Raw genomic sequence first — 20,749 nt, forward strand, 5'->3', positions numbered from 1 at the left:
CGTTTATACCGGCATGCTCATAATGTCCTTATAGGCGGACAGGAGTTTGTTGCGGACCTGAAGTGTCGCCTCGAAGCTGACCGACGCCTGCTGCTTGGCCAGCATGACGGCAGCGATATCGGTAGTCTCGCCACGCTCGAACGCGGAAGCCGCCGCGCCCGCCTGGCTCTGCAAGCCGTTGACCTGTTGCAAGGCAGAGTTGAGCGCCTCGGTGAAGCCGCCGGGCTTGGTGCCCTCGGCCCCGCCCACACCCGCGCCGCCACCGACCGTCCCGGTCTGGGCGACGTCGCGCAGGGCGGCGTTCTTCTGAAGGATGGCGTTGCGTATCGCCATCACGCTGTCAGTCGGGGAAATGCCGGTCATGCCCTACCTCCCTCAAGCCGCTGCAAGTTCGCGCATCTCGGCAAGCCGATAGCGCAGGGTGCGTTCTGAAATGCCGAGTTTGCGGGCGGCGGCGGCGCGGTGGCCGTCCGTTTCACGAAGCGCGGCGCGGACCGCCTCCAGTTTCGACTGGTGAGCAACGTCGCGCAAGCGGACCGGCTCGGCCGGGGCAGGCGCGCCCACGACACGCAGCTGCGGCGCACTGGCGATGTGCAGGTCTTCGTCCTCGATCCGGTCACCTTCACGCAGCACGATAGCGCGCTGAAGCACATTGCCGAGTTCGCGGGCGTTGCCCGGCCAGACATGGGCGGCGAGCTTTTCCAGCGCGGCGGCGGTCGGCCAGACGAAATCCTGATGGCGCAGCAGCATGGCGGCGGCGATGGCGGTCACGTCGCCAGCACGCTCGGCCAGCGGGCGCAGTTCCAGCGGCATGACATTGAGCCGCCAGTAAAGGTCTTCACGGAAGCGTCCGGCGGCGACTTCGGCGGCGAGGTCGCGGTTGCAGGCGGCGATGATGCGCACATTGACCGGCACCGGATGGGTCGCGCCGACGGGAAGGACTTCGCCTTCCTGCAATGCGCGGAGGAGCTTTGCCTGAAGCGGCAGCGGCAGTTCGGCGATTTCGTCAAGGAACAGCGTGCCGCCGTCCGCCGCCAGGAACAGGCCGTCCGAAGCGTTTGCCGCGCCGGTGAAACTGCCCTTCTTATGACCGAACAGCATCGCTTCCATCATGGTTTCAGGAAGCGCGGCGCAGTTGACTGCGATGAAGTCGTGGGAAATGCGGCCCGACTGCGCATGAAGGAAGCGCGCCATGCCTTCCTTGCCGGTGCCGGTGTCGCCCTGGATCAGGACGGTGGCGTCGCTGCGGGCAACCCGGCCAGCCAACGTCATCAGGCGGGTGCTGGCGGCGTCGCCTACTGCCGGGACGCTCGCGGGGCGGGCCAGCTCAGCGATCAGCGCAAAGGCGAAGGCCATGTCTTCAAGGCCGAAAGCCACGCGGGCGGGCAGGCCGTTGGCGGCAGGCACCAGCGAAGGCGCGCCGTCGATCATGTTGATCAGGATGTCGCGATGGGTGGCATGGCCGATCTCGGTCGCCAGAAGGACGCGGCGGTCCTCCCGCTCACGCGGGCTCTGCGCATCGACGATGCGTACCATGTAAAAGGCATTTTCCAGCCAATGTTGCAGGCCCGGAACGAGGGCGCAGACACCTCGGCTGACGTCTAACGATGCCATGAAAGTCCCCAATCATTTTGGCCGGATTGTGCCCCCGCACATTCCAACCCCCCTTCGATGCTCTGACAAATGCCCTTCGCATGGTTATCATCTGGTTAATGCGGCAATAACCTTGCCGGTCGGCGGCAATTTTCTTCCGCTTTCCCGCCGCACGAAGTCGGCTTCTATTGGACGCGCGCGCGTGAAAGCCTTGATTTCCGGGCTTTTTGAACTTTTCTCAAAAAAATCGCGCTCAGGCCTAAAAGCTTTTTCCGCGCCGCCGTTATCCCCTTTCGAGGCCGCAAGCAGCCTGATGGCAGCGACCTGATAGGACATAGAAAGGGAATATCATGACTGTTATCGGAACCAACTCTTCTGCTCTGCGCGCCGCCAACGCTTCGGCTCTCGCTGGCAAGTCGCTGAGCACCGCCATGGAGCGCCTGTCGAGCGGCAAGCGCATCAACAGCGCCAAGGACGACGCAGCGGGCCTCGCGATCGCTTCGCAGATGACCTCGCAGATCAAGGGCATGACCCAGGGCATCCGCAACGCCAATGACGGCATTTCGCTCGCTCAGACGGCGGAAGGCGCTCTCGGCGAAGTCGCCAACATGCTGCAGCGTATCCGCGAACTGGCCGTCCAGTCGAAGTCGGAAACCTACTCGGCAACCGACCGCACCAACCTGAACGCTGAAGCGACCGCGCTGAAGACGCAGATCACCAGCGTCCTCGCCACGACGGAATTCAACGGCGTCCGCATCTTCAACAGCGCGGCCGGCGCAACCTACACCGCCAAGGCCGGCGACGTGGACATCCAGGCCGGCGCCAATTCCGGCGACGTCGTGAACATCGCCTTCTCGGCGCTGACCAACCTTGCTTCTTCGGACGTCAGCACGACGACCGGCGCTGCAACCGCCCTGACCGACGTTGACACCATGCTGAAGGATGTAGCCACGACCCGCGCTTCGCTCGGCGCTGCTCAGAACCAGCTGGAATCGACGGTCAACGGTCTGACCAACAACATCACAAACCTGTCTGACGCCAAGAGCCGCATCGAAGACGCCGACTTCTCGGCCGAAACGACCGCGCTCGCCAAGGCGCAGATCCTGAACCAGGCTTCGACCGCGATGCTCGCCCAGGCGAACCAGAGCCAGCAGAACGTCCTGAAGCTGATCCAGTAATCTGGAATAGCTGAACTGAATTGACCGGCTGGGGTATTGGTCACCTTACAGTCAGTCACGGGAACCCGGCACATCAACAGTCCCCACCGCGCCGGGCAACCAACCTTCGATCGAACGGCCAGCATATCGAAGCCTCCGTCCCCCCGGGCGGAGGCTTCACCGCATTTTGGCCTGCCAAGGCTTGCAATGTGCGGCCATGCGCCCATCATTACGGCCATGATGAAGATTGACCGGCGCGCAATGATCGCCGCCTCAGGCGCCACCCTTCTCCTGCCCGGATCGGCCCTGGCCCAGCAGGGTCGCGGGCGCTTTTCATGGGAAATGGTGATCGCCCGCGCCCAGCGGCTCTCGCGGCAGCCTTATAGGGAAACGCCTCATCATCCCGGCGCCCGCAAGGTCGACTATGATGCCCTCTACAAGGCGCGCTTCCGCGAAGACCGGACCATCTGGGGCAACCTACCCGGCGACACCGGAGTGCAACTTTTCCCGTTGAGCGCCTCGGCTGAACAGCCAGTGGAAATCGAGCTGGTGGAAAATGGCCGCGCCGTCCCGCTACGTTATGATCCGACGATGTTCGACGCCCCCGCCGACAATGCGGTGCAACAGCTGGGGCCGGACGCTGGTTATGCCGGGTTCCGCGTCATGAATGCGGCGCGCAATGGCGACTGGCTGTCCTTCCTCGGGGCCAGCTATTTCCGCTCCCCCGGCGCCACGAAGCAGTTCGGCCTGTCCGCCCGCGCGATCGCGATCAACACCAGCATTCAGGGCAAGGAGGAATTTCCCCGCTTCACCCATTTCTGGCTGGAGCGCACGGGCCGCAGCAGCATCACCATCTATGCCCTGCTCGATGGCGCTTCCATCACGGGGGCCTATCGCTTCGTAAGCGAGCTGACCGCGCAGGGCGTGCGGCAGGATGTGGACACCGCCCTTTTCCCCCGCCGCGCGATTGCCGAACTGGGGCTGATGCCGATGACGAGCATGTTCTGGTATGATCAGGCAAGCCGCGCGTCCCGCACCGATTGGCGGCCGGAAATCCATGATTCCGACCTGCTCGCGATCGGCAGCGCTGATGGGACGACCCATGCGCGTCCGCTCATCAATCCGTCCGCTCCGCGCGTCGATGCCTTTGCCGAGCGCAATCCTCGGGGCTTCGGCCTGATGCAGCGGGACCGGAACTTCGACCATTATCAGGATGACGGCGTTTTCTACGAGCGTCGCCCCTCGCTATGGGCAGCTTCGCGCAAGCCATTGGGTGCCGGGCAGGTGCGGCTCTACGAATTTCCCACCACCAGCGAATATGTCGATAATGTCTGCGCCTATTGGACCCCTGCGGCGGCCGTGCGCGGGGGCGGCAGGATCGACGCCAGTTACCGGCTGGACTGGTCGTCCGCGGGTGGGCCGGCAAAGAGCGGCGCGGTGCTCGCCACTATCTGGACCGGACAGGCTAATGAAGCGGGCGTCGACCGCCTGATCCTCGACTTTTCCGGCGTTGCGCAAGATGCGCGTCCGGATATCTGGGTCGATACGGCAGGCGCTGCATTGGTCAGGAAAGGCGGCTACCCCGTCCTGCATCAGCCCGGCCTTTTCCGCGTCGCCCTCGATCTGCGGCGGGATGGCGGCAAAGCGGCCGATATCCGGGTTCAGCTTCGCTCCGGCAATACCGCGCTCAGCGAATATGTGCATTATCCGCTAGGCGCTTGAAGAAACCGGCGGAGACCGGGCGCGTTGCGTCCGTTACGATGACAGAACGGAAACACAAGATGGCGATCAGTGGCGGACAGACGAGCGGCGAAGCGGCGCAAGCCGTTGCGCGCGGGTTCGAGCATGTGCCCGCCGAGATGCCCCTCGCCATGCCGGAACAGGATTTCCGGGAGCATCCGCGCGACTTCCCCCATCGGCCGCTGAATATCGACCAATGGGCGCGGCGCATGCTGGTCGTGCTGCTGGCTTTGCTTCCCGCCTCCATTGCGGCTCATGAGATGCGGCGGTCGATTGGTCTGGACGGCATTTCGCTATGGGAAGGCGTCTATCTCGCGCTCTTCATTCCCCTGTTCGCGTGGATCGCCTTCGGCTTTGCGACCAGCCTCATCGGCTTCCTCACGCTTACCTTGGGCAAAGGTCCGGGCGCCCACCCCCATCGCGCGCTGTTCGCTAGTCCGATCCGGGGCCGCACGGCCGTGCTTCTACCCGTCTGCAATGAGGATTTCCTGGGCGTCATGGGCCGCCTGTCGTTCATGGAGCGCTCGCTGGCGCAGGTCATGGGCCATGAACGCTTCGAATTCTTCATCCTGAGCGATTCCAACCCCGCCAATGGGGAGATTGAGCGCCAAGCCTATATGGAAATGCGCAAGGGCTTCTCGCGCCCCGTCCATTATCGCCGACGCGCGCTCAATATCGGGCGCAAGCCGGGCAACATCGCCGAATGGGTGCAGCGTTTTGGCGGCGGCTATGATTATATGATCGTTCTGGATGCCGACAGCGTCATGAGCGGCCAGACCATGGCGCGTCTGGCGCTCGACATGGAACGGCACCCGCATGTCGGCCTCATCCAGACCGTGCCGACGCTCGTAGGTGCGACCACCTTTTTCGCACGCTGGCAACAGTTCGCCAGCCGCCTGTTTGGCCCCATTTCCGCTGCGGGCATGATCTGGTGGGCAGGGTCTGAAGGCATGTTCTGGGGGCATAACGCCATCCTGCGGACCAAGGCTTTCGCGCAAAGCTGCGGCCTTCCCGAACTACCGGGACGCGCGCCCTTCGGGGGCCATATCATGAGCCATGACATGATCGAGGCCGCACTGCTGCGTCGGCGAGGCTGGGATGTCCACATGGTGATGGCCGACGACAGTTTCGAGGAGTTTCCCCCTTCCCTCCCCGACCTAGCCACCCGCGACCGGCGCTGGTGCCAGGGCAATATCCAGCATGTGCCGCTCATCCCCAAGATCAGGGGACTGCATCTGGTCAGCCGCTTCCAGTTGCTGGTCGGCGCTTCTGCCTATTGCACGTCGCCGCTCTGGCTCGCGCTCATGCTGGTGGTGCTGGGCGGCGCGCTGGCTGGCGTGTGGCCGCCGAGCGCCATCCTGCCATCGGGCGGCCTTCTGGCGCTGACGGCGGTGCTGCTGTTCGGGCCGAAGCTGCTCGCGATGGGGTGGGCGATGGCTGATCCCGCCCGGCGCATCGGCTTTGGCGGAGCGGCCCGCATGAGCCGTGGGGTGATCGCCGACATCGCGCTTTCGATCCTGATGGCGCCCGTCAGCATGCTCACCCAGACGATCAACCTGTTCGGCATATTGATGGGCCGGAAAAGCAGCTGGAGCGGGCAAATCCGCGATCGCGACGGCATGTCCATGACCAGCGCCATCTGGCTTTTCAAATATCATATCATGCTGGGCGGCTTGTTGACCGTGCTGGCGATCCGGGGCGGCACATCGGTTGGATGGATCATGCCGGTCGTCGCGGGCCTCGTACTCGCCCCCGTCCTTGCTGCCGTCACTGCGCGCAAGGATTTGGGGCAGAAGGCCGAACGCAGCGGACTATTCCAGGTGGCCGAGCCATGGTGGCGGGCACAAAGCTATCGTCCACCGCACTATCCCGAACAGGTCCGAGGGGCGGCTCCGCTTCAGCAGGCAGTCGCGAACGATCGTTAGCAAACACCGTCATGCCAGCGAAAGCTGGCATCTCAGGCGAGAGCAAGCGACATAGCCTCACGAGATCCCAGCTTTCGCTGGGATGACGCATATGTCAGTCCCACTCCCGCAGCTTCTCGCGCAGCTTGTCGAGCGCGGCCTTCTTGATCTGACACACCCGCGCCGCGCCAATGTCCAGCGCCTGGCCGATTTCCTCCAGGTTCAATTCCTCGACAAAATACAGCTGCAACACCAGCGCCTCACGCTGCGGCAGTTCGCCGATGCACCCGGCGAGCGCAGCCTTGAGCGACTCCCGCTCCATGACGTCATCGGCGCGATCTTCCACGTCGGCAAACCACATGGACTGGTCGGAATAGACCTCATCCATGCTGGTATGCTGCACCATCTCGCAACTGTCGGCGAGTTCGCGATAGGCGGAAGCCTCCATGCCCATCTCGCTCGCCATTTCGGCTTCGAGGGGCGCGCGACGCAACTGCTGCTCCAGCCTGTTGCGCACCGCGGCAAGCTGCTTACGGTTCGCCATCGCCGACCGGGCAATCGTTGCACCACGGCGCAAATGATCGATCATCGCCCCGCGCACGCGCATCTGCGCATAGGAGGCGAAGCCAAAGCCGCGATCCTCAAAACCATTGGCCGCCTCGACCAGCGCGACCATGCCGATCTGCAACAAATCCTCGACCTCGACCGCGCTCGACACCCGGCCATGCACATGCCAGGCGATCTTGCGCACCAGCGGCATATAGCGCCGGGCGAGCTGTTCAGGGCTGTTGTTCGACCGGCCATAGGTATTGGCATCGGAACCGGCGACGACCTTTTTCATGAACATGGGTCAGGCTCCTTATGCGACGCGTTCGCGAACAGGCGCTGGATCGTGGCGCGGCGCGGGCCGCTGTTCGCCGCCGACCACCGCGACGACCTCCACGCCCTTGCCATCGGGAATTTCCAGGAAGGACAGCACCGGCGTTTCGGGCAGATGCGGCTTGAACAGGCGGGCGAGCGCGCGGCGCGCCACCGGCGACGTGACGATCGCAAAGTTGCGTGCCTGCCCCATGATCGGCCGCGCCGCCTGCACCACCGCTTCGATGATGCGGTTGGCCAGCGCGGGTTCGATCGGATGCTTGGCATCGCCTGCGACACGCATCGCCTGGGCGAGTAGCGCTTCGAGATCGCCGTCCAGCGTGATGACCGGCAGCGGCATCTTCACCGGCACGAGGCCCTGAATGATGAGGGCTCCAATCCGCTGGCGGACGGCTTCGACGAGCTGCTCATGGCTCATGTCGGGCCGTGCAGCATCGACCATCGCTTCGCAAATGCGGCGGAAATCCTTGAGCGCGATGCCTTCGGAGAGCAGAGCGCGGCACAGCGCCGAAATCTGCGTAAGGCTGAGCGTGCCGGGGGTCAGGCCATCGACCAGCTGCGGCGCGGCGTCCTTCAGATTGTCGAGCAGCTTGCGCGCTTCGTCCAGACCGAACATCTCGCTGGCGTTCATGGCGATCAGTTGATTGAGGTGGGTCGCGACGACCGTCGGCGGATCAACGACCGTATAGCCGCAGACCACCGCTTCGCTGCGCTTGGCGGCAGAAATCCACACGGCGTCCAGCCCGAAGGTCGGGTCCTTTGCCTCACGCCCGGACACCACGCCTTCCAGCGCGCCACTGTCGAGGGCCAGCAGATCGTCGGGGAAAATCTCATCCTCGCCGACGACGACGCCAGCGATGGTGATGCGGTATTGGTTCGGCTCCAGCGCCAGATTGTCCTTCACGCGAACCATCGGCACGACGAAGCCCAGCTCCTTGGAGAGCTGACGGCGGATGCCGGTGATGCGGGCCATCAGCGGCGCGCCCTTGCGCTCATCGACCAGCGAAATGAGGCCATAGCCGATCTCTAGGCCCAGGATCGCGCCGTCCGACACGTCGTTCCATTCGATGAGCGCAGGGTTAGCCGGTTCCGGCATCGGCGCAGGCTCGGCGGCCTTGGCCTTGGCAGTCTTGCGCAGGTGCCAGGCGATATAGCCCGCAAGTGCTGCGGCGGGCAGGATAATCATGTGCGGCATGCCGGGCAGGATGCCGAGGAAGGTCAGGATCGCGGCGACCGGCGCCCAGGCCTTGCTCGATCCGAACTGGCCGGTGATCTGATCCGACAGCTCCTGCTCGCTACCGACGCGCGTCACGATGGCGGCGGCGGCGATGGAGAGCAGCAGCGCGGGAACCTGCGCCACCAGCGCGTCGCCGATGGCAAGGACGATATAGGTCTGCGCTGCCTCACCCATCGACAGGCCGTGGCTGACCACGCCCAGGATGATGCCGCCGACGATGTTGATGGCAAGGATCAGGATGCCCGCAACCGCGTCACCCTTTACGAACTTCGACGCACCGTCCATCGAACCGTAGAAATCGGCTTCGGTAGCCACTTCGCGGCGGCGGACCTTGGCTTCCTCAGGTGTCAGCAGGCCAGCGTTCAAATCCGCGTCGATCGCCATCTGCTTGCCGGGTAAGGCGTCCAGAGTGAAGCGCGCACTGACTTCCGACACGCGGCCCGCGCCCTTGGTGATAACGACCAGATTGATGATCATCAGGATCGCGAAGACGAAAATGCCGACGACATAGTCGCCGCCGATCAGGAAGTGGCCAAAGGCTTCGATGACATGGCCCGCCGCGTCCGATCCCTCATGCCCCTGTACCAGCACGACACGCGTCGATGCGACGTTCAGCGCCAGCCGCAGCAAGGTCGCGAACAGCAGCACTGTCGGGAAACTGGAGAAATCGAGCGGCTTGGCGGCATTCAACGCCACCATCAGCACAGCCAGCGAAATCATGATGTTGGTTATGAAACCAACGTCCAGCATGAACGCGGGCACCGGCACCATCATGAACAGCACGACCATCAGCGTCGCGATAGGCAGCACCGCCCCCTTGGCGGCGCTCATCCAGATCTTCGCTTTGACTTGGGCGGGAGTCATAGTTGGCCGTTACCTTCCGAGGGTGGCGAGCATGAGATAGGCGAGGCGCGCGGTTTGAGGCTGCGGCTTGATGCTGACATCGGCCGCAGTGGCGAGGCGCTGGGTTTCGATCCGCACATAGTCGGCGGGCTGCACCGTCTTCGCGCCTTCGGGCAGCGAAGCGTCGGCATATTGGATGGGGCCGGTGTTGATCGAATCGACACCGCGCTGAAGCTTGGAAGCGAAACGGTCGCGGATTTCGGCAAAGCTGCGGGGACTGCCCGACCGATCGTAGAAGATGGAACGGTTCGCCCGCGCAGCAGCCGGGAACATCGACGCGGCGGTCGCACCCGGCGCGCGGTCGTGAACGGACAGGAACTTGCTCGCCCCACCGACGCCCAAAAAATGAGCGAGGTAAAGATCGACCGGCTCAGCCTCGCGGCCAAGCCGCTGTTCCAGATAGGCCTTGTTGTCGGCGGCATGCTGCGCGGCCATGACGGAGGCGGTTTCGGGATGATTGCGCAGGTCCAGTATCTGCTGACGCATCTCCGGATCGGCGACATAATAGCGGCCATTCTGACCCCGGCTGATCATGTCGGCCGCCCAGCCCAGCCCATATTCGCTGCCATGCTTATCGACAACGGCAAGCCAGCTCTGGTCAACAAACTGATAAAGACCCCGCGCCGAAGAAGTGCTCGCGCGCGCCGTGGGATTGAGGCTGCTTTCGATCTTGGCCTGGCCCAGCAGATAGGCGAAGTCCACGCCCGTCCTGCGGCTCGCCATAGCGATCGCGTTCGTCACGCGATTGCCGGTCGAAGCGCCTGTCGCTGATATGTCTGCAAAAGCCGACAAATGAAAAATCCCCGTTGGTACCGGGGACCATTAGAGCAAGGGTTATGCCAAGATTTGGTTAACGCGCGCTCCATAAATATTGATGGCGCGTTCAGCATGCATGAAAAAAGGCGCCTCTGGGGCGCCTCATTTCCAACATCAAAATATAAGAGCCGTTCGCCCTGAGCCTGTCGAAGGGCTCTTCTTTCTCAAAAAAGAGAAGGGTTTGGGGCCTTACCGCCCGTAAACCAACGGAGCCTGCGTCGATCCATGCGCCGCCAGCAAAGACAGACGCTGCCCTGCATGATCGGTCAGCACATTGATTCGCACCCGCGCCGCTTCGATCAGGGGAAGCAGTGCCGTCACCCTCTCACGAATCGCGTCATCCGCGCGCCATGCGCCGATCGCGCGCACTGCGGCAGCGCTCCTGCTCACATGAGATGCGGCGGCATCGATCGCCGCCACGTCGGTGCCATCAAGCGCCGCGCGCAGCTCCTCGAAGGCCGAGAAGAGATCATCCAGCGCTGCAAGCCCGAGCGGCATCGACTATCTTACCCGTTAACCGGCAGGTCGAGCGCGAGCATCCTGTCGGCAATCGCAGCCGGATCGACCGGATAGTTGCCCGACGCGATAGCCGCCTTGATCGCCGCGACGCGGTCCATATCGACCGGCGCGCCTTCTGAAGCCATGCGGGCAGCCGGGCTAGCCGATGCTGAAAATGACGACACGCCTACCGATCCCTTGTCTGAAAAGGTCCGCGCCTTGCCCCCTTCCCGCAAGCGGGAAGCCTCTATGGCGGCGCTCATATTCTGGCCGACAGATTTGATCATGGCTAACTATCCTTCACTCGTCCCGCTCATCCTATAACGGCAGCGTTCAAAAATCATTAAATCCTGGAATGCGCACCGTGCCCATTTCCACGACTTGCGCCAGAACGGGCGCTGCTTTCTTGTCCTCGCGCACGCGGATGGTGTCGCCCACGGCGCCATCTTCATCCGCGATCATCACGCGCGAGACGCTGAAACTCGCATTGCCAGCGATCAGCTGGACGGGGTCGCCGCGCTTGACCACCATGTCGCGCTGCGCCGGGCGAGCAGGTGCACCATAGCGGGCGACCGGCGTCACAGCACCAGCCCCACCACCGCTCAGCGGCACACGTATGCGCCAGCCAAGGGCGTCGCACTTGACGATCGCCGCGCCGAAAGTCGGCCCTTCGACGCTGGGCGTCACCGGACAAGCCGCCAGCCGCAGCCGCCGATCGACCGGCGCGACAGGGCCGCCTGGCTCACCGATATTGGCGCCGACGGTCATCGCGACCAGCCCGTCCAGGCGATCGAGATTCTCGAATTTCTGCTGGGCCAGCGCAGGCGGAGCAGCCGCTGCGGCCAGCACCATGGCGGCAATGAAGGGCAGCTTGTTCACAGCATATCTCCGGATGCAGGCAGATTCATGCCACGCATTAAGCATCCGACATGGCTAACAAGTCGTTAACGCCGCACGGCAGCTTCACCGATGCGGATCACCTGCCCCTTGCCCGTGCCGCCATCCATCTGATCAAGGCCCCGGATGCGCAGCCGGTCATCGCCCAGCCCTTGCGCCTTCAACTCGCGCGCCACCGCGCCCAGTCGTGCCGCAGCCAGATCCCACGGATCGAATCGCCGCCGCGCTGGATCGGTGCCGATGCTGCTGATGTCGATCCTGCCCGTTCCTCGCCGCAAGCCAGCGCCAACCCTGGCGAGCGCCGCCCTGCCCCGATCGGACAACAAAGCCTCGTCCGGCAGGAACAGCTCCGCCGCGCGCAATTCCATATCCTTGGCAATCGCGCGCCCGCCAAATTGCTGACGCACCTGCGCCAGCATGGCGTCGCGCTTCTGCCCGCTCGCCTGAAGCAAGATGAAGAAGCCGAGCAGCAACAACAACAGATCGGCGAAACTCACCGCCCAGCGATTGCGCCGGGCTTGCGATGCGGCAGCGGTCATCACGCAACCTCGCGGATGGACGCCCGCAGCGTCGTCACATTTTCGCGCCGGGCGATGGCGACCATGCGGGTGACCGCTTCTTTCTGCCATGCCAACTCGCGCTCCGACAGGTCGGCCAGGCGGCTTGCGATCGGAGCGGCGATGACATTGGCGATCACCACGCCATAGAGCGTCGTCAGCAGCGCCAGCGCCATGGACGGCCCCAGCGCGGCCGGGTCATCCATCGCCGCGAACATGCCGATCAACCCCAATATCGTACCCGCCATGCCAAGGGCTGGCGCGGCATCAGCGATCGACAGCCAGACATTGCGCGCACCGCCATGACGGCGCGCCCGATCGGCCAGCGCCTGCGCTGCCCAAATCTCGAACTGCTCGGTCTTTTCGCTATTGGCCAGGCGGCGCGCCGCTTCGGCTAGGAAGGGATTGGCCGTCTTCACCCGGTCGGTGCAGGCAAGGCCGCGCAGCTGCGCAACCTGATCGATCTTCAGCAGGGCCGCGCGCGCCGTCGCCTGATCCTTGTCCGGATCGGCGCGCAGCAGCGGCACCAACGCCGCGAACCCCCGCCCGATCGCCGGGCCGCCATTCTGAAACAGCGCCACCGCGCCCACGCCCGCAATCATGATGATCAGCGTCAGGGGATCGAAGAGTTGCGTCAAAATCCCGAACATCAACCAATCCCCCATTCACCCGGATCACCAGCGGCAAAGCCTTGCCAGAGACCGGCAAAATCTTGCCGCCCCTGCCGTCGCCGCAATCCGAACCCAAGGATTTCCGCCATTTCAGCGCATGCCGATGCGTCACCCACGCAAATTGGCACGGCTCTTGCGAATACCCGTTCGGATCACCCGCGGTTCACGCCTTCAGGCTTCAGAACGGCGAATGACCCGCAACTTTTAGGCCCCTCGGGGCAAAAAGACGGAAAGACGGAAATGTCGCTGGAAGACGGACTGTTCGGGATACATGGAAAGGCGCTGGCGCTTCGCTCGCAACGCCTGTCCCTGCTCGCGTCCAACATCGCGAACGCCTCGACCCCCGGTTACAAGGCGCGCGACATCGATTTCGAGTCAGCGCTGAAGGAAGCGACGACGCGCCAGCAGGGCAGCGGAATCGCGGATGTCGGCAAAGCGGTCGATGACAGCATGGGCTATCGCGTCCCGCTTCAGCCCAGCCTCGACGGCAACACCGTCGAACTCAGCACCGAACAGACGCTGTTCGCCGAAAACGCCGTCAAATATCGCACGACCCTCTCCTTCCTTGAGGGCCGCATCAACACCGTCACTCGCGCCCTGAAGGGAGAATGAGCATGAGCGGCTCTGGCCCCATGAACGTCTTCGACATCGCCGGCCGCGCCATGAGCGCGCAGCTGGTGCGCCTGAACGCCACCGCCTCCAACATGGCGAACGCGGGCAACGTCACCGGCAGCGAGGCATCCGCCTATCGCGCCATCAAGCCCGTTTTTGAATCGGTCACCGACAAGCCCGGCGTGTCCACGGTAAAGGTCGCCAGCGTCCTTACCACCGACGCCAAGCCCACCAAGCGCCACGATCCCAACCACCCGCTCGCCGACAAGAATGGCGACGTCTGGGAATCGGCCGTGGATAGCAGCGCGGAGCTGGTCGACATGATCGAGACCGCCCGCATGTATCAGAACAACGTGCAGGTGCTGAACACCGCCAAATCCCTCATGCTCGAAACCATAAGGATCGGCAAATGAGCACGACCTCGACCGTCACCGACAGCGCAGGGCTGTCGGCCTATAACCCCTACAAGAATGTCGGCACCGGCAAGGCGGAGATGGGCCAGGCGGATTTCCTGCGCCTGCTCACCGCGCAGATGCAAACGCAGGACCCGTTCGCGCCGATGGATAACGCGCAAATGGTGGCCCAGATGGCGACCATCACCAACTCCAGCGGCATCGCGGAAATGAACCAGACGCTAAAGGGCCTCGCCTCCCAGCTGACCGGTTCGCGCCTGGGCGATGCCGCCAGCTGGATCGGCAAGTCAATGCTGGTCCAAAGCAACATCGTCGCGCCTGATGCCGCTGGCCAGTATATCGGCCAGGTCACGTTCGCCGACGCAACCAGCGGCGCGAGCGTCGATCTGATGGACGGCAACGGCAATGTCGTGAAGACCATCGACCTTGGCAACCGATCCGCAGGCGACGCCAATTTCTACTGGGACGGCAAGGACGAAGCCGGAAACAGGGTTGCCACCGACGCGCTGAAAATCCGCGTCAGCGGCGCAACCCCTTCCCGCGTAGCCAGCTGGGCCACCATCGCTGCCGTCCAGTCACCCGCTGACGGCAGCGCATCCAAACTCATCACCGCATTGGGCAGCTACAGCCCGTCAGACGCCATTTCACTCTCCTAACCTTATCACCCACCAAATCCTTTTCACCCAAGGAGCAACGCCATGTCCTTCTACATCTCGCTTTCCGGCCTGAAGGCCGCACAGACCGATCTGGCCACCATCGCCAACAACGTGTCGAACGTGAACTCCACCGCCTTCAAGAAGAGCAAAGCCGTGTTCGGCGACATCTTCGCCGCCGCGCCGATGCAGACCACGACGCAGGTCGCTGGCCAGGGTGCGCGCGTGCAGGGCATCACCCAGCAGTTCACGCAAGGCACGATCGAAGGCACCGACAAGACGCTGGACCTCGCCATCACCGGCGAAGGCTTCTTCACCGTCAAGCGCACCGGCGACAGCCAGGTCAGCTTCACGCGTAACGGCGCATTGTCGCTGACCGAGGACCGCTTCGTGGTCGATACCACCGGCGCCCGCGTTCAGGTCATCCCGGTCGATCCCACCACCGGCTTGCCTTCCGCAGCGACCGCTGCGGGCCTCGCCGCTGGCACCCTGACTTCCGGCGACCTCGCCGACCTTCAGGTCCCCACGAACTGGCCCGCTGGCGGCACCGGCAACCAGCTGAACAGCGTCGGCGTGGGCAAGGATGGGCAGATCACCGGCGTCTATGCCGATGGTTCGACCGTTTATCTCGGCACCACCGCCATGGCGGCGTTCAACAGCCAGGACGGCCTGCGTCAGCAGGGCGACGCGCACTGGACCTCCACCTCGGCCAGCGGCGCGCCGCGTTTCGGCACCGGCAACAGCGGCCTCTACGGCTCGGTTCGCTCGGGCGCCCTCGAACGCGCCAACGTGGACATCACGGAAGAACTGGTCGCCCTGATCTCGGCCCAGCGCAACTTCCAGGCGAACTCGAAGGCGATCGAAGCGGCCAACACGCTGTCGACCACCATCGTGAACATGCGCACCTAAAACCTAAACCGTCATTCCCGCGGAGGCGGGAAACCTTCTCCAGGCGTAGCACCAAGCGCCGCGTTCAGGAGATGGATCCCCGCCTCCGCGGGGATGACGGCATCAAAGCTGATCTCGCTAGAAACAGGATTCACCCATGGACCGGCTCGTCAACACGGCACTCACCGCAATGCGCGGCGCGATGGCGCGGCAGGCGTCGATCTCCAACAACCTCGCGAACGTCAACACGGTTGGCTTCCGGGCGGAGATCGCCAATGCAGAGACGCGCTGGATCAAGGGCGATGGTTTCGAAACGCGGGCGCAGGCGTCCGAACAGGTGATCGCGTCCGACATGGCGCAGGGCGCGGTCGTCGAAACCGGCAATCCGCTGGACGTGGCCATGAACGGCGATGCACTGCTCGCCGTTCAGGCCGCGGACGGCAGCGAAGCCTATACGCGCCGGGGCGACCTTAAGGTCTCCGACAGCGGCCTCCTCACGACCGGCGACGGCCTTCCCGTCCTGGGCGAAGGCGGCCCCATCACCCTGCCCCAGATGGACAGCGTTTCCATCTCGCAGGACGGCAGCATCTGGGGCGTGCCGCAGGGCGGCGACCCGGCAAACCCGCAGCGCGTCGATGGACTGAAGCTCGTCCGCGCGGTCGGCTCCAGCATCGCCAAGGGCACCGACGGCCTGTTCCGCGAAACCAATGGTGGCGCGCTGCCGACCGATCCGCTCGCGACCGTTACCGGCGGTTCGATCGAAGGCTCCAACGTCAACGCCACATCGGCCCTAGTCGATATGATCGAAGCCAGCCGTGCTTGGGAAACGCAGGTGAAGCTGATCGATACCGCCAAGCAGCTGGATGACGGCGGCGCCTCGCTCATGCGGCTTGATGGTTAATTTGGCACGAACCTTGCTTTTCGTTGAGCATAGCCATTGGGCAAGCCTGACGGCATCACGGAGTTAGACCATGACCAACGCAGCCCTTCACGTCGCCCGCACTGGCCTCGACGCGCAGAACACGAAGATGCGCGTGATCGCCAACAACCTGGCGAACGTCAACACGACCGCCTTCAAGCGCGATCGCGCTGATTTCGAAACGCTCGCCTACCAGCAGATGGTCGCGGCGGGCGCCAATTCGGACAGCGAGAATAAATTCGCCACCGGCCTCAATCTCGGCTCCGGTGTCGCGATGCAGGGCACCAGCAAGATCAACACGCAGGGCACGTTGCAGCAGACCGGCAACGCGCTCGACATGGCGATCGAAGGCTCCGGCTTCTTTCAGGTCCAGCGCCCGGACGGCACCATCGCCTATACCCGCGCGGGCAATTTCAGCACCACGGCGGAAGGCGCGATCGTCACCAGCGACGGCCTGCCCCTCATCCCGCAGATCACCGTGCCGCAGGGCGCGACCGGCATCACCATCGGCAATGACGGCACCGTCACCGCGACGCTTCAGGGCCAGACCGAACCGACCCAGCTTGGTCAGGTCGAACTCGCCAGCTTCATGAACCCGGCGGGCCTTCAGCCCATCGGCGGCAACCTGCTCACCGAAAGCGCCGCCAGCGGCACGCCGCAGGTCGGCGTCGCTGGCCTCGATGGTCGCGGCATGATCCGCTCGGGCAATCTCGAAACCTCGAACGTCAATGTCGTCGAGGAACTGGTCGACATGATCGAAACGCAGCGCGCCTATGAGGTGAACAGCAAGATGATCAAGGCGACGGACGAAATGCTCCAGTACGTCAATCAGCAGCTGTGAGCGGACTGATGACTTCCCCCCACACACCGTTCGCCCTGAGCTTGTCGAAGGGCTTCACTTCTTCAAAAAGAAAGGGAAGGGCTTCGACATTCGAACGAGACAAGCGGCTCGTTCGAACAGCCCGAACGGCTGTTTTATTCCTCACGGCAACCGCCCTTGCCGCCACCCCGGCAATGGCCGGCAAAAAGCGCGATGCCGAGCGGCAATTTTTTGCCCCTACCATCGTTGCCGCCCCTGCCGCTCCTCCGGCGAACGGCTCCATCTTTCAGGCATCGATGGGCTACACCCCGCTTACCAGCGGCGCGCGCGCGCAGAGCGTTGGCGACATCATCACCATCGTGCTGGTTGAACGCACACAGGCGACCAAGACCAATTCGGCCGACACGAGCCGCAGCGGCAGCATCGGCCTGACGCCGCCCAGCACCGGCCCCCTCTCCAAGCTCTTCTCGGCGAGCGACATCGCGGCAAGCGGCGATCAGGGCTTCACCGGCAAGGGTAACGCCAGCCAGTCCAACGCGCTCAGCGGCGAAATCACCGTGACGATCGCGGCGGTCTATCCCAACGGCACGATGCTGGTGAAGGGTGAAAAGGCGCTGACGCTCAATCGCGGCGACGAATATATCCAGATCAGCGGCCTCGTCCGTCAGGCGGACATCACCCCGGACAACCGCATCGCGTCCACGCGCGTGGCCGACGCCAAGATCATCTACACCGGCAAGGGCGAAATCGCCCGCGCGAGCCGTCAGGGCTGGCTGCAACGCTTCTTCTCGATGATCAGCCCCTTCTGATGGAGACCGGCAGAGCCATGACCCGCCTGTTCCAATATCTTCTGATCGCGACCGGCTTGGCCCTCGCCAGTCTGGTGACCGTTCCGGCTCATGCCGAACGCATCAAGGATCTCGGCACGTTCCAGGGCGTCCGCCCCAACCAGCTGACCGGCTACGGCATCGTCGTGGGCCTCGCTGGCACTGGCGACGACAGCCTCGATTATGCGACGCAGGGCGTGAAGGGCATGGTCTCGCGCTTCGGCCTGACGCTGCCGCAGGGCATCAACCCCTCGCTCAAAAACGCAGCCGCCGTGCTGGTGACCGCAGACCTTCCCGCCTTCGCCAAGCCCGGCCAGCGTCTCGACGTCACCGTCTCCGCGCTGGGCAAGGCCAAGTCGCTACGCGGCGGCACGCTCATCATGACGCCCCTGCGCGGCGCGGATAACGAAATCTACGCCATGTCGCAGGGCAACCTCGCGGTCGGCGGTCTTGGCGTATCCGGCGCGGACGGCAGCCAGGTCTCCGTCAACATCCCCTCGGCTGGCCGCATTCCGGGCGGCGCGACGGTGGAGCGCGCGGTCGCCACCGGCTTCGATACTGCGCCCACCCTCACCTTCAACCTCGCCGAAGCCGACCTTACCACCGCGCTGCGCGTGGCGGACGGCATCAACCGCACCTTCGGCGACAATCGCGCTCGCGCAACCGATGCCGTGTCGGTGAATATCGACGCAGCCCCCGGCGCGACCGACCGCATCATGATGATGGGCATGATCGAAAATATCGAGGTCAAGCCCGCCGACGCACCCGCCAAGGTCATCGTCAACGCCCGCACTGGCACCGTCGTCATCAACGGCGCGGTCAGAATCCATCCGGCCGCCGTGGCGCATGGCAAACTGACCGTCAGCGTCAACGAGAGCCCGCGCATCGTCCAGCCCGCGCCCTTCTCGCAAGGACGCACCGCGATGGAGCCTTCCAGCTCGATTTCGATCGATCAGGAAAAGAAACCAATGATTAATTTTAAAGGTGGAGCATCGCTGGCCGATATAGTGAAAGCGGTGAATGCCATTGGAGCCTCTCCCGCCGACATGGTCGCGATCCTCGAAGCCTTGAAACAGGCAGGCGCGATGAAGGCTGAACTGGTGGTGTTGTGATGCAGATAAACGCGATTTCCAAAGGGGTTCAGCCCACCGCGTCGCCCGAAAAGGCGCAGCTGGAGAAGACCGCCAAGCAGTTCGAGGCAATCTTCCTGCGCCAGATGATCGGCACCATGCGCCAGTCAGGCGGCGGCGAAGGCATCTTCGATTCGAGCGCCACCGAACAGTTTCGCGACATGTCCGACGCGCGCACCGCCGACACGATGGCGGAAAAGGGCGCACTCGGCATCGCGGAAATGCTGCTGCGCCAATATGAAAGCCGCATGCCGAAAGCCCCCGCCGCTCCGGTAACACCGGATAAGGGTGCATGAGCGACCTCTTCATCATCGGTGCCTCGGGCACGAAAGCCTACCGTCAGGCGATGGCCGCGATTTCGGAAAATATCGCGAACGCCAGCACGGAAGGCTATTCGCGCCGGTCGCTGACGACCGTCGAGTCCGGTTCGTCCACGGCGACGATGGCGACCTATATCGCCCGCGCCAATTTCGGCGGCACCGAAGTATCGGGCGTCGCCCGCGCCGCCGATCCCTATCTGGATGCCGCCGTCCGCTCCAGCGGGATGGCGCTTAGCAGTTCTACGGCGCGGCTGCGCTGGATGACCGATCTGGAAGGCGCGCTCAACGACACGGATACCGGCATCGGCAAGCTGATGACGGGCATGTACCAGAATATCGACAAGCTCGCCGCCAGCCCCAGCGACCGGTCGCTCCGCGTCACCACGCTCGACAGCATCAATCGCGTTGCCGAGGCGTTTCAGCGCACCTCCGCCGACCTGTCGCAGGTATCCAGCGGCATCGCCACCGAAGCGACAGCGTCTGTCGAAACCATCAACCGCTCGCTGTCGCAACTGGCTGGCATCAACAACAGTCTGCTTCGCGCGCAGCCCGGCACATCGGCCTATGCGCAGCTGCTGGACGGCCGCGACGCGGCGCTGAACACATTGTCGGCCAATCTCAATGTCGACATCAGCTTCGGCGCGCATGACGTGGCGACGATCAACTATAATGGCACGACGATCGTGCAGGGCGACAATGCGACCGCGCTGGCGCTGACCGTCAATGCCAATGGCACGCTGGCGCTCGCCACCGCCGGCGGCACGGCTTTGCCCGCACCCTCCAACGGGACGCTCGGCGGCCTCTTTTCCTCGGCCGACATAACGGCGCAGCGCCGCACCAGCCTGGACACGCTGGCGCAGCAGTTCGTGACGGACGTGAACAACTGGCACGCGCAGGGCCGTACTGACGCGAACGTGGCGGGCGCAGCGCTCCTCTCCGGCACGACAGCGGCGAGCGTCACCGCGCTCATCACCGATCCCGCCGCGCTGGCGACCAAATCCACGGACGGAAGGCTCAACGGCAACTTGCTGGACGCGGGCACCGTCCTGCGCGGCAATGGCAGCGTCGAACAGGGGTGGACGTCGATCATCGCGACGCAGGCGAATTTGCTCTCCTCCATCAAGGCCGAACAGACAACCGCTCAGGGCCGCAGTGATCAGGCGATCGCCGCGCGCGAAGCGGTCAGCGGCGTCGATCTCGACATGGAAGCGGCCGAACTGCTCCGGTTGCAGCAGGCCTATTCCGGCTCGGCGAAAATCCTTCAGATCGCGAAGGAAACTGTCGACGCCATTCTGCAGATCATTTGAAAGGGCTG

At 64.0% G+C, this 20,749-nt stretch carries 24 protein-coding genes; 13 read left to right on the top strand and 11 right to left on the bottom strand.

Annotated features, from left to right (window positions below):
- Positions 1 to 3: 3 nt before the first annotated feature.
- The 3 genes from fliE to ACYU81_RS04150 all read right to left on the bottom strand — a co-directional run bounded on the left by fliE (position 4) and on the right by ACYU81_RS04150 (position 1,929).
- Positions 4 to 363, bottom strand: a complete 360-nt coding sequence (gene fliE, locus ACYU81_RS04140) for a flagellar hook-basal body complex protein FliE (RefSeq protein ID WP_449473838.1) — start codon at positions 361 to 363, stop codon at positions 4 to 6.
- Positions 364 to 375: 12 nt separating this feature from the next.
- Positions 376 to 1,614, bottom strand: coding sequence for a sigma-54 interaction domain-containing protein (locus tag ACYU81_RS04145; protein WP_460986479.1), 1,239 nt, complete (start codon positions 1,612 to 1,614; stop codon positions 376 to 378).
- Between the two features lie 87 nt (positions 1,615 to 1,701).
- A complete protein-coding gene (locus ACYU81_RS04150; RefSeq protein ID WP_460986480.1) occupies positions 1,702 to 1,929 on the bottom strand; it encodes a hypothetical protein in 228 nt (75 codons plus the stop codon).
- Between the two features lie 14 nt (positions 1,930 to 1,943).
- Between ACYU81_RS04150 and ACYU81_RS04155 the strand changes: the two genes are divergently transcribed.
- The 3 genes from ACYU81_RS04155 to mdoH all read left to right on the top strand — a co-directional run bounded on the left by ACYU81_RS04155 (position 1,944) and on the right by mdoH (position 6,415).
- Positions 1,944 to 2,771, top strand: coding sequence for a flagellin N-terminal helical domain-containing protein (locus ACYU81_RS04155; protein WP_460986482.1), 828 nt, complete (start codon positions 1,944 to 1,946; stop codon positions 2,769 to 2,771).
- A gap of 216 nt (positions 2,772 to 2,987) precedes the next feature.
- Complete coding sequence (locus ACYU81_RS04160; RefSeq protein WP_460986483.1) at positions 2,988 to 4,472, top strand: OpgD/OpgG family glucan biosynthesis protein; 1,485 nt, start codon at positions 2,988 to 2,990, stop codon at positions 4,470 to 4,472.
- Between the two features lie 59 nt (positions 4,473 to 4,531).
- Positions 4,532 to 6,415, top strand: a complete 1,884-nt coding sequence (gene mdoH, locus ACYU81_RS04165) for a glucans biosynthesis glucosyltransferase MdoH (protein WP_460986484.1) — start codon at positions 4,532 to 4,534, stop codon at positions 6,413 to 6,415.
- Positions 6,416 to 6,509: 94 nt separating this feature from the next.
- On the opposite strand, the gene ACYU81_RS04170 is transcribed toward mdoH, so the two are convergent.
- The 8 genes from ACYU81_RS04170 to ACYU81_RS04205 all read right to left on the bottom strand — a co-directional run bounded on the left by ACYU81_RS04170 (position 6,510) and on the right by ACYU81_RS04205 (position 12,831).
- Positions 6,510 to 7,241, bottom strand: coding sequence for a sigma-70 family RNA polymerase sigma factor (locus tag ACYU81_RS04170; RefSeq protein WP_460986485.1), 732 nt, complete (start codon positions 7,239 to 7,241; stop codon positions 6,510 to 6,512).
- A 12-nt stretch (positions 7,242 to 7,253) separates the two neighbouring features.
- Positions 7,254 to 9,374 (bottom strand): flagellar biosynthesis protein FlhA, encoded by a 2,121-nt coding sequence (gene flhA / locus ACYU81_RS04175; RefSeq protein ID WP_460986486.1) that lies wholly within the window; start codon positions 9,372 to 9,374, stop codon positions 7,254 to 7,256.
- Between the two features lie 9 nt (positions 9,375 to 9,383).
- Entirely contained in the window at positions 9,384 to 10,205 is an 822-nt protein-coding gene (locus tag ACYU81_RS04180; RefSeq protein WP_460986487.1) for a lytic transglycosylase domain-containing protein, read from the bottom strand.
- Positions 10,206 to 10,418: 213 nt separating this feature from the next.
- Positions 10,419 to 10,727, bottom strand: coding sequence for a hypothetical protein (locus ACYU81_RS04185; protein WP_460986488.1), 309 nt, complete (start codon positions 10,725 to 10,727; stop codon positions 10,419 to 10,421).
- Between the two features lie 8 nt (positions 10,728 to 10,735).
- Positions 10,736 to 11,014, bottom strand: a complete 279-nt coding sequence (gene flgM, locus ACYU81_RS04190) for a flagellar biosynthesis anti-sigma factor FlgM (RefSeq protein ID WP_460986489.1) — start codon at positions 11,012 to 11,014, stop codon at positions 10,736 to 10,738.
- Between the two features lie 46 nt (positions 11,015 to 11,060).
- Complete coding sequence (locus ACYU81_RS04195; protein WP_449474667.1) at positions 11,061 to 11,579, bottom strand: flagella basal body P-ring formation protein FlgA; 519 nt, start codon at positions 11,577 to 11,579, stop codon at positions 11,061 to 11,063.
- A gap of 92 nt (positions 11,580 to 11,671) precedes the next feature.
- Positions 11,672 to 12,163, bottom strand: a complete 492-nt coding sequence (locus tag ACYU81_RS04200; protein ID WP_460986490.1) for a flagellar motor protein MotB — start codon at positions 12,161 to 12,163, stop codon at positions 11,672 to 11,674.
- On the bottom strand, positions 12,163 to 12,831 hold the full coding sequence (locus ACYU81_RS04205; RefSeq protein ID WP_460986491.1) for a MotA/TolQ/ExbB proton channel family protein: 669 nt from the start codon (positions 12,829 to 12,831) through the stop codon (positions 12,163 to 12,165). The genes ACYU81_RS04200 and ACYU81_RS04205 overlap by 1 nt, the downstream gene beginning before the upstream one ends.
- A gap of 261 nt (positions 12,832 to 13,092) precedes the next feature.
- Here ACYU81_RS04205 and flgB point away from each other — a divergent pair, with 261 nt between their 5' ends.
- The 10 genes from flgB (at position 13,093) to flgK (ending at position 20,741) form a co-directional block, all read left to right on the top strand.
- Entirely contained in the window at positions 13,093 to 13,464 is a 372-nt protein-coding gene (gene flgB / locus ACYU81_RS04210) for a flagellar basal body rod protein FlgB (protein ID WP_460986492.1), read from the top strand.
- 2 nt (positions 13,465 to 13,466) lie between these two features.
- Positions 13,467 to 13,877, top strand: coding sequence for a flagellar basal body rod protein FlgC (gene flgC, locus ACYU81_RS04215; RefSeq protein WP_449473860.1), 411 nt, complete (start codon positions 13,467 to 13,469; stop codon positions 13,875 to 13,877).
- Positions 13,874 to 14,533 carry a flagellar hook assembly protein FlgD gene (locus tag ACYU81_RS04220; protein WP_460986493.1) on the top strand — a complete coding sequence of 220 codons (660 nt, stop codon included), beginning with the start codon at positions 13,874 to 13,876 and terminating at the stop codon, positions 14,531 to 14,533. The genes flgC and ACYU81_RS04220 overlap by 4 nt, the downstream gene beginning before the upstream one ends.
- A gap of 42 nt (positions 14,534 to 14,575) precedes the next feature.
- Positions 14,576 to 15,439: a flagellar hook-basal body complex protein gene (locus ACYU81_RS04225; RefSeq protein ID WP_460986494.1), complete on the top strand. Its 864-nt coding sequence runs from the start codon at positions 14,576 to 14,578 to the stop codon at positions 15,437 to 15,439.
- A 136-nt stretch (positions 15,440 to 15,575) separates the two neighbouring features.
- Complete coding sequence (locus ACYU81_RS04230) at positions 15,576 to 16,319, top strand: flagellar basal body rod protein FlgF (protein WP_460986495.1); 744 nt, start codon at positions 15,576 to 15,578, stop codon at positions 16,317 to 16,319.
- Between the two features lie 70 nt (positions 16,320 to 16,389).
- Entirely contained in the window at positions 16,390 to 17,178 is a 789-nt protein-coding gene (gene flgG, locus ACYU81_RS04235; RefSeq protein WP_460986496.1) for a flagellar basal-body rod protein FlgG, read from the top strand.
- 173 nt (positions 17,179 to 17,351) lie between these two features.
- A complete protein-coding gene (locus ACYU81_RS04240) occupies positions 17,352 to 17,966 on the top strand; it encodes a flagellar basal body L-ring protein FlgH (RefSeq protein WP_460986497.1) in 615 nt (204 codons plus the stop codon).
- Entirely contained in the window at positions 17,966 to 19,096 is a 1,131-nt protein-coding gene (locus tag ACYU81_RS04245) for a flagellar basal body P-ring protein FlgI (RefSeq protein ID WP_449473871.1), read from the top strand. The genes ACYU81_RS04240 and ACYU81_RS04245 overlap by 1 nt, the downstream gene beginning before the upstream one ends.
- The gene (locus tag ACYU81_RS04250; protein WP_460986498.1) at positions 19,096 to 19,410 is read left to right on the top strand and encodes a rod-binding protein; all 315 of its coding nucleotides are present in this window, start codon (positions 19,096 to 19,098) and stop codon (positions 19,408 to 19,410) included. Before ACYU81_RS04245 ends, ACYU81_RS04250 begins: the two co-directional genes overlap by 1 nt.
- Positions 19,407 to 20,741, top strand: coding sequence for a flagellar hook-associated protein FlgK (gene flgK / locus ACYU81_RS04255; protein ID WP_460986499.1), 1,335 nt, complete (start codon positions 19,407 to 19,409; stop codon positions 20,739 to 20,741). The genes ACYU81_RS04250 and flgK overlap by 4 nt, the downstream gene beginning before the upstream one ends.
- Positions 20,742 to 20,749 lie beyond the last annotated feature (8 nt).

Source organism: Sphingobium sp. TomTYG75 (genome assembly GCF_054771635.1).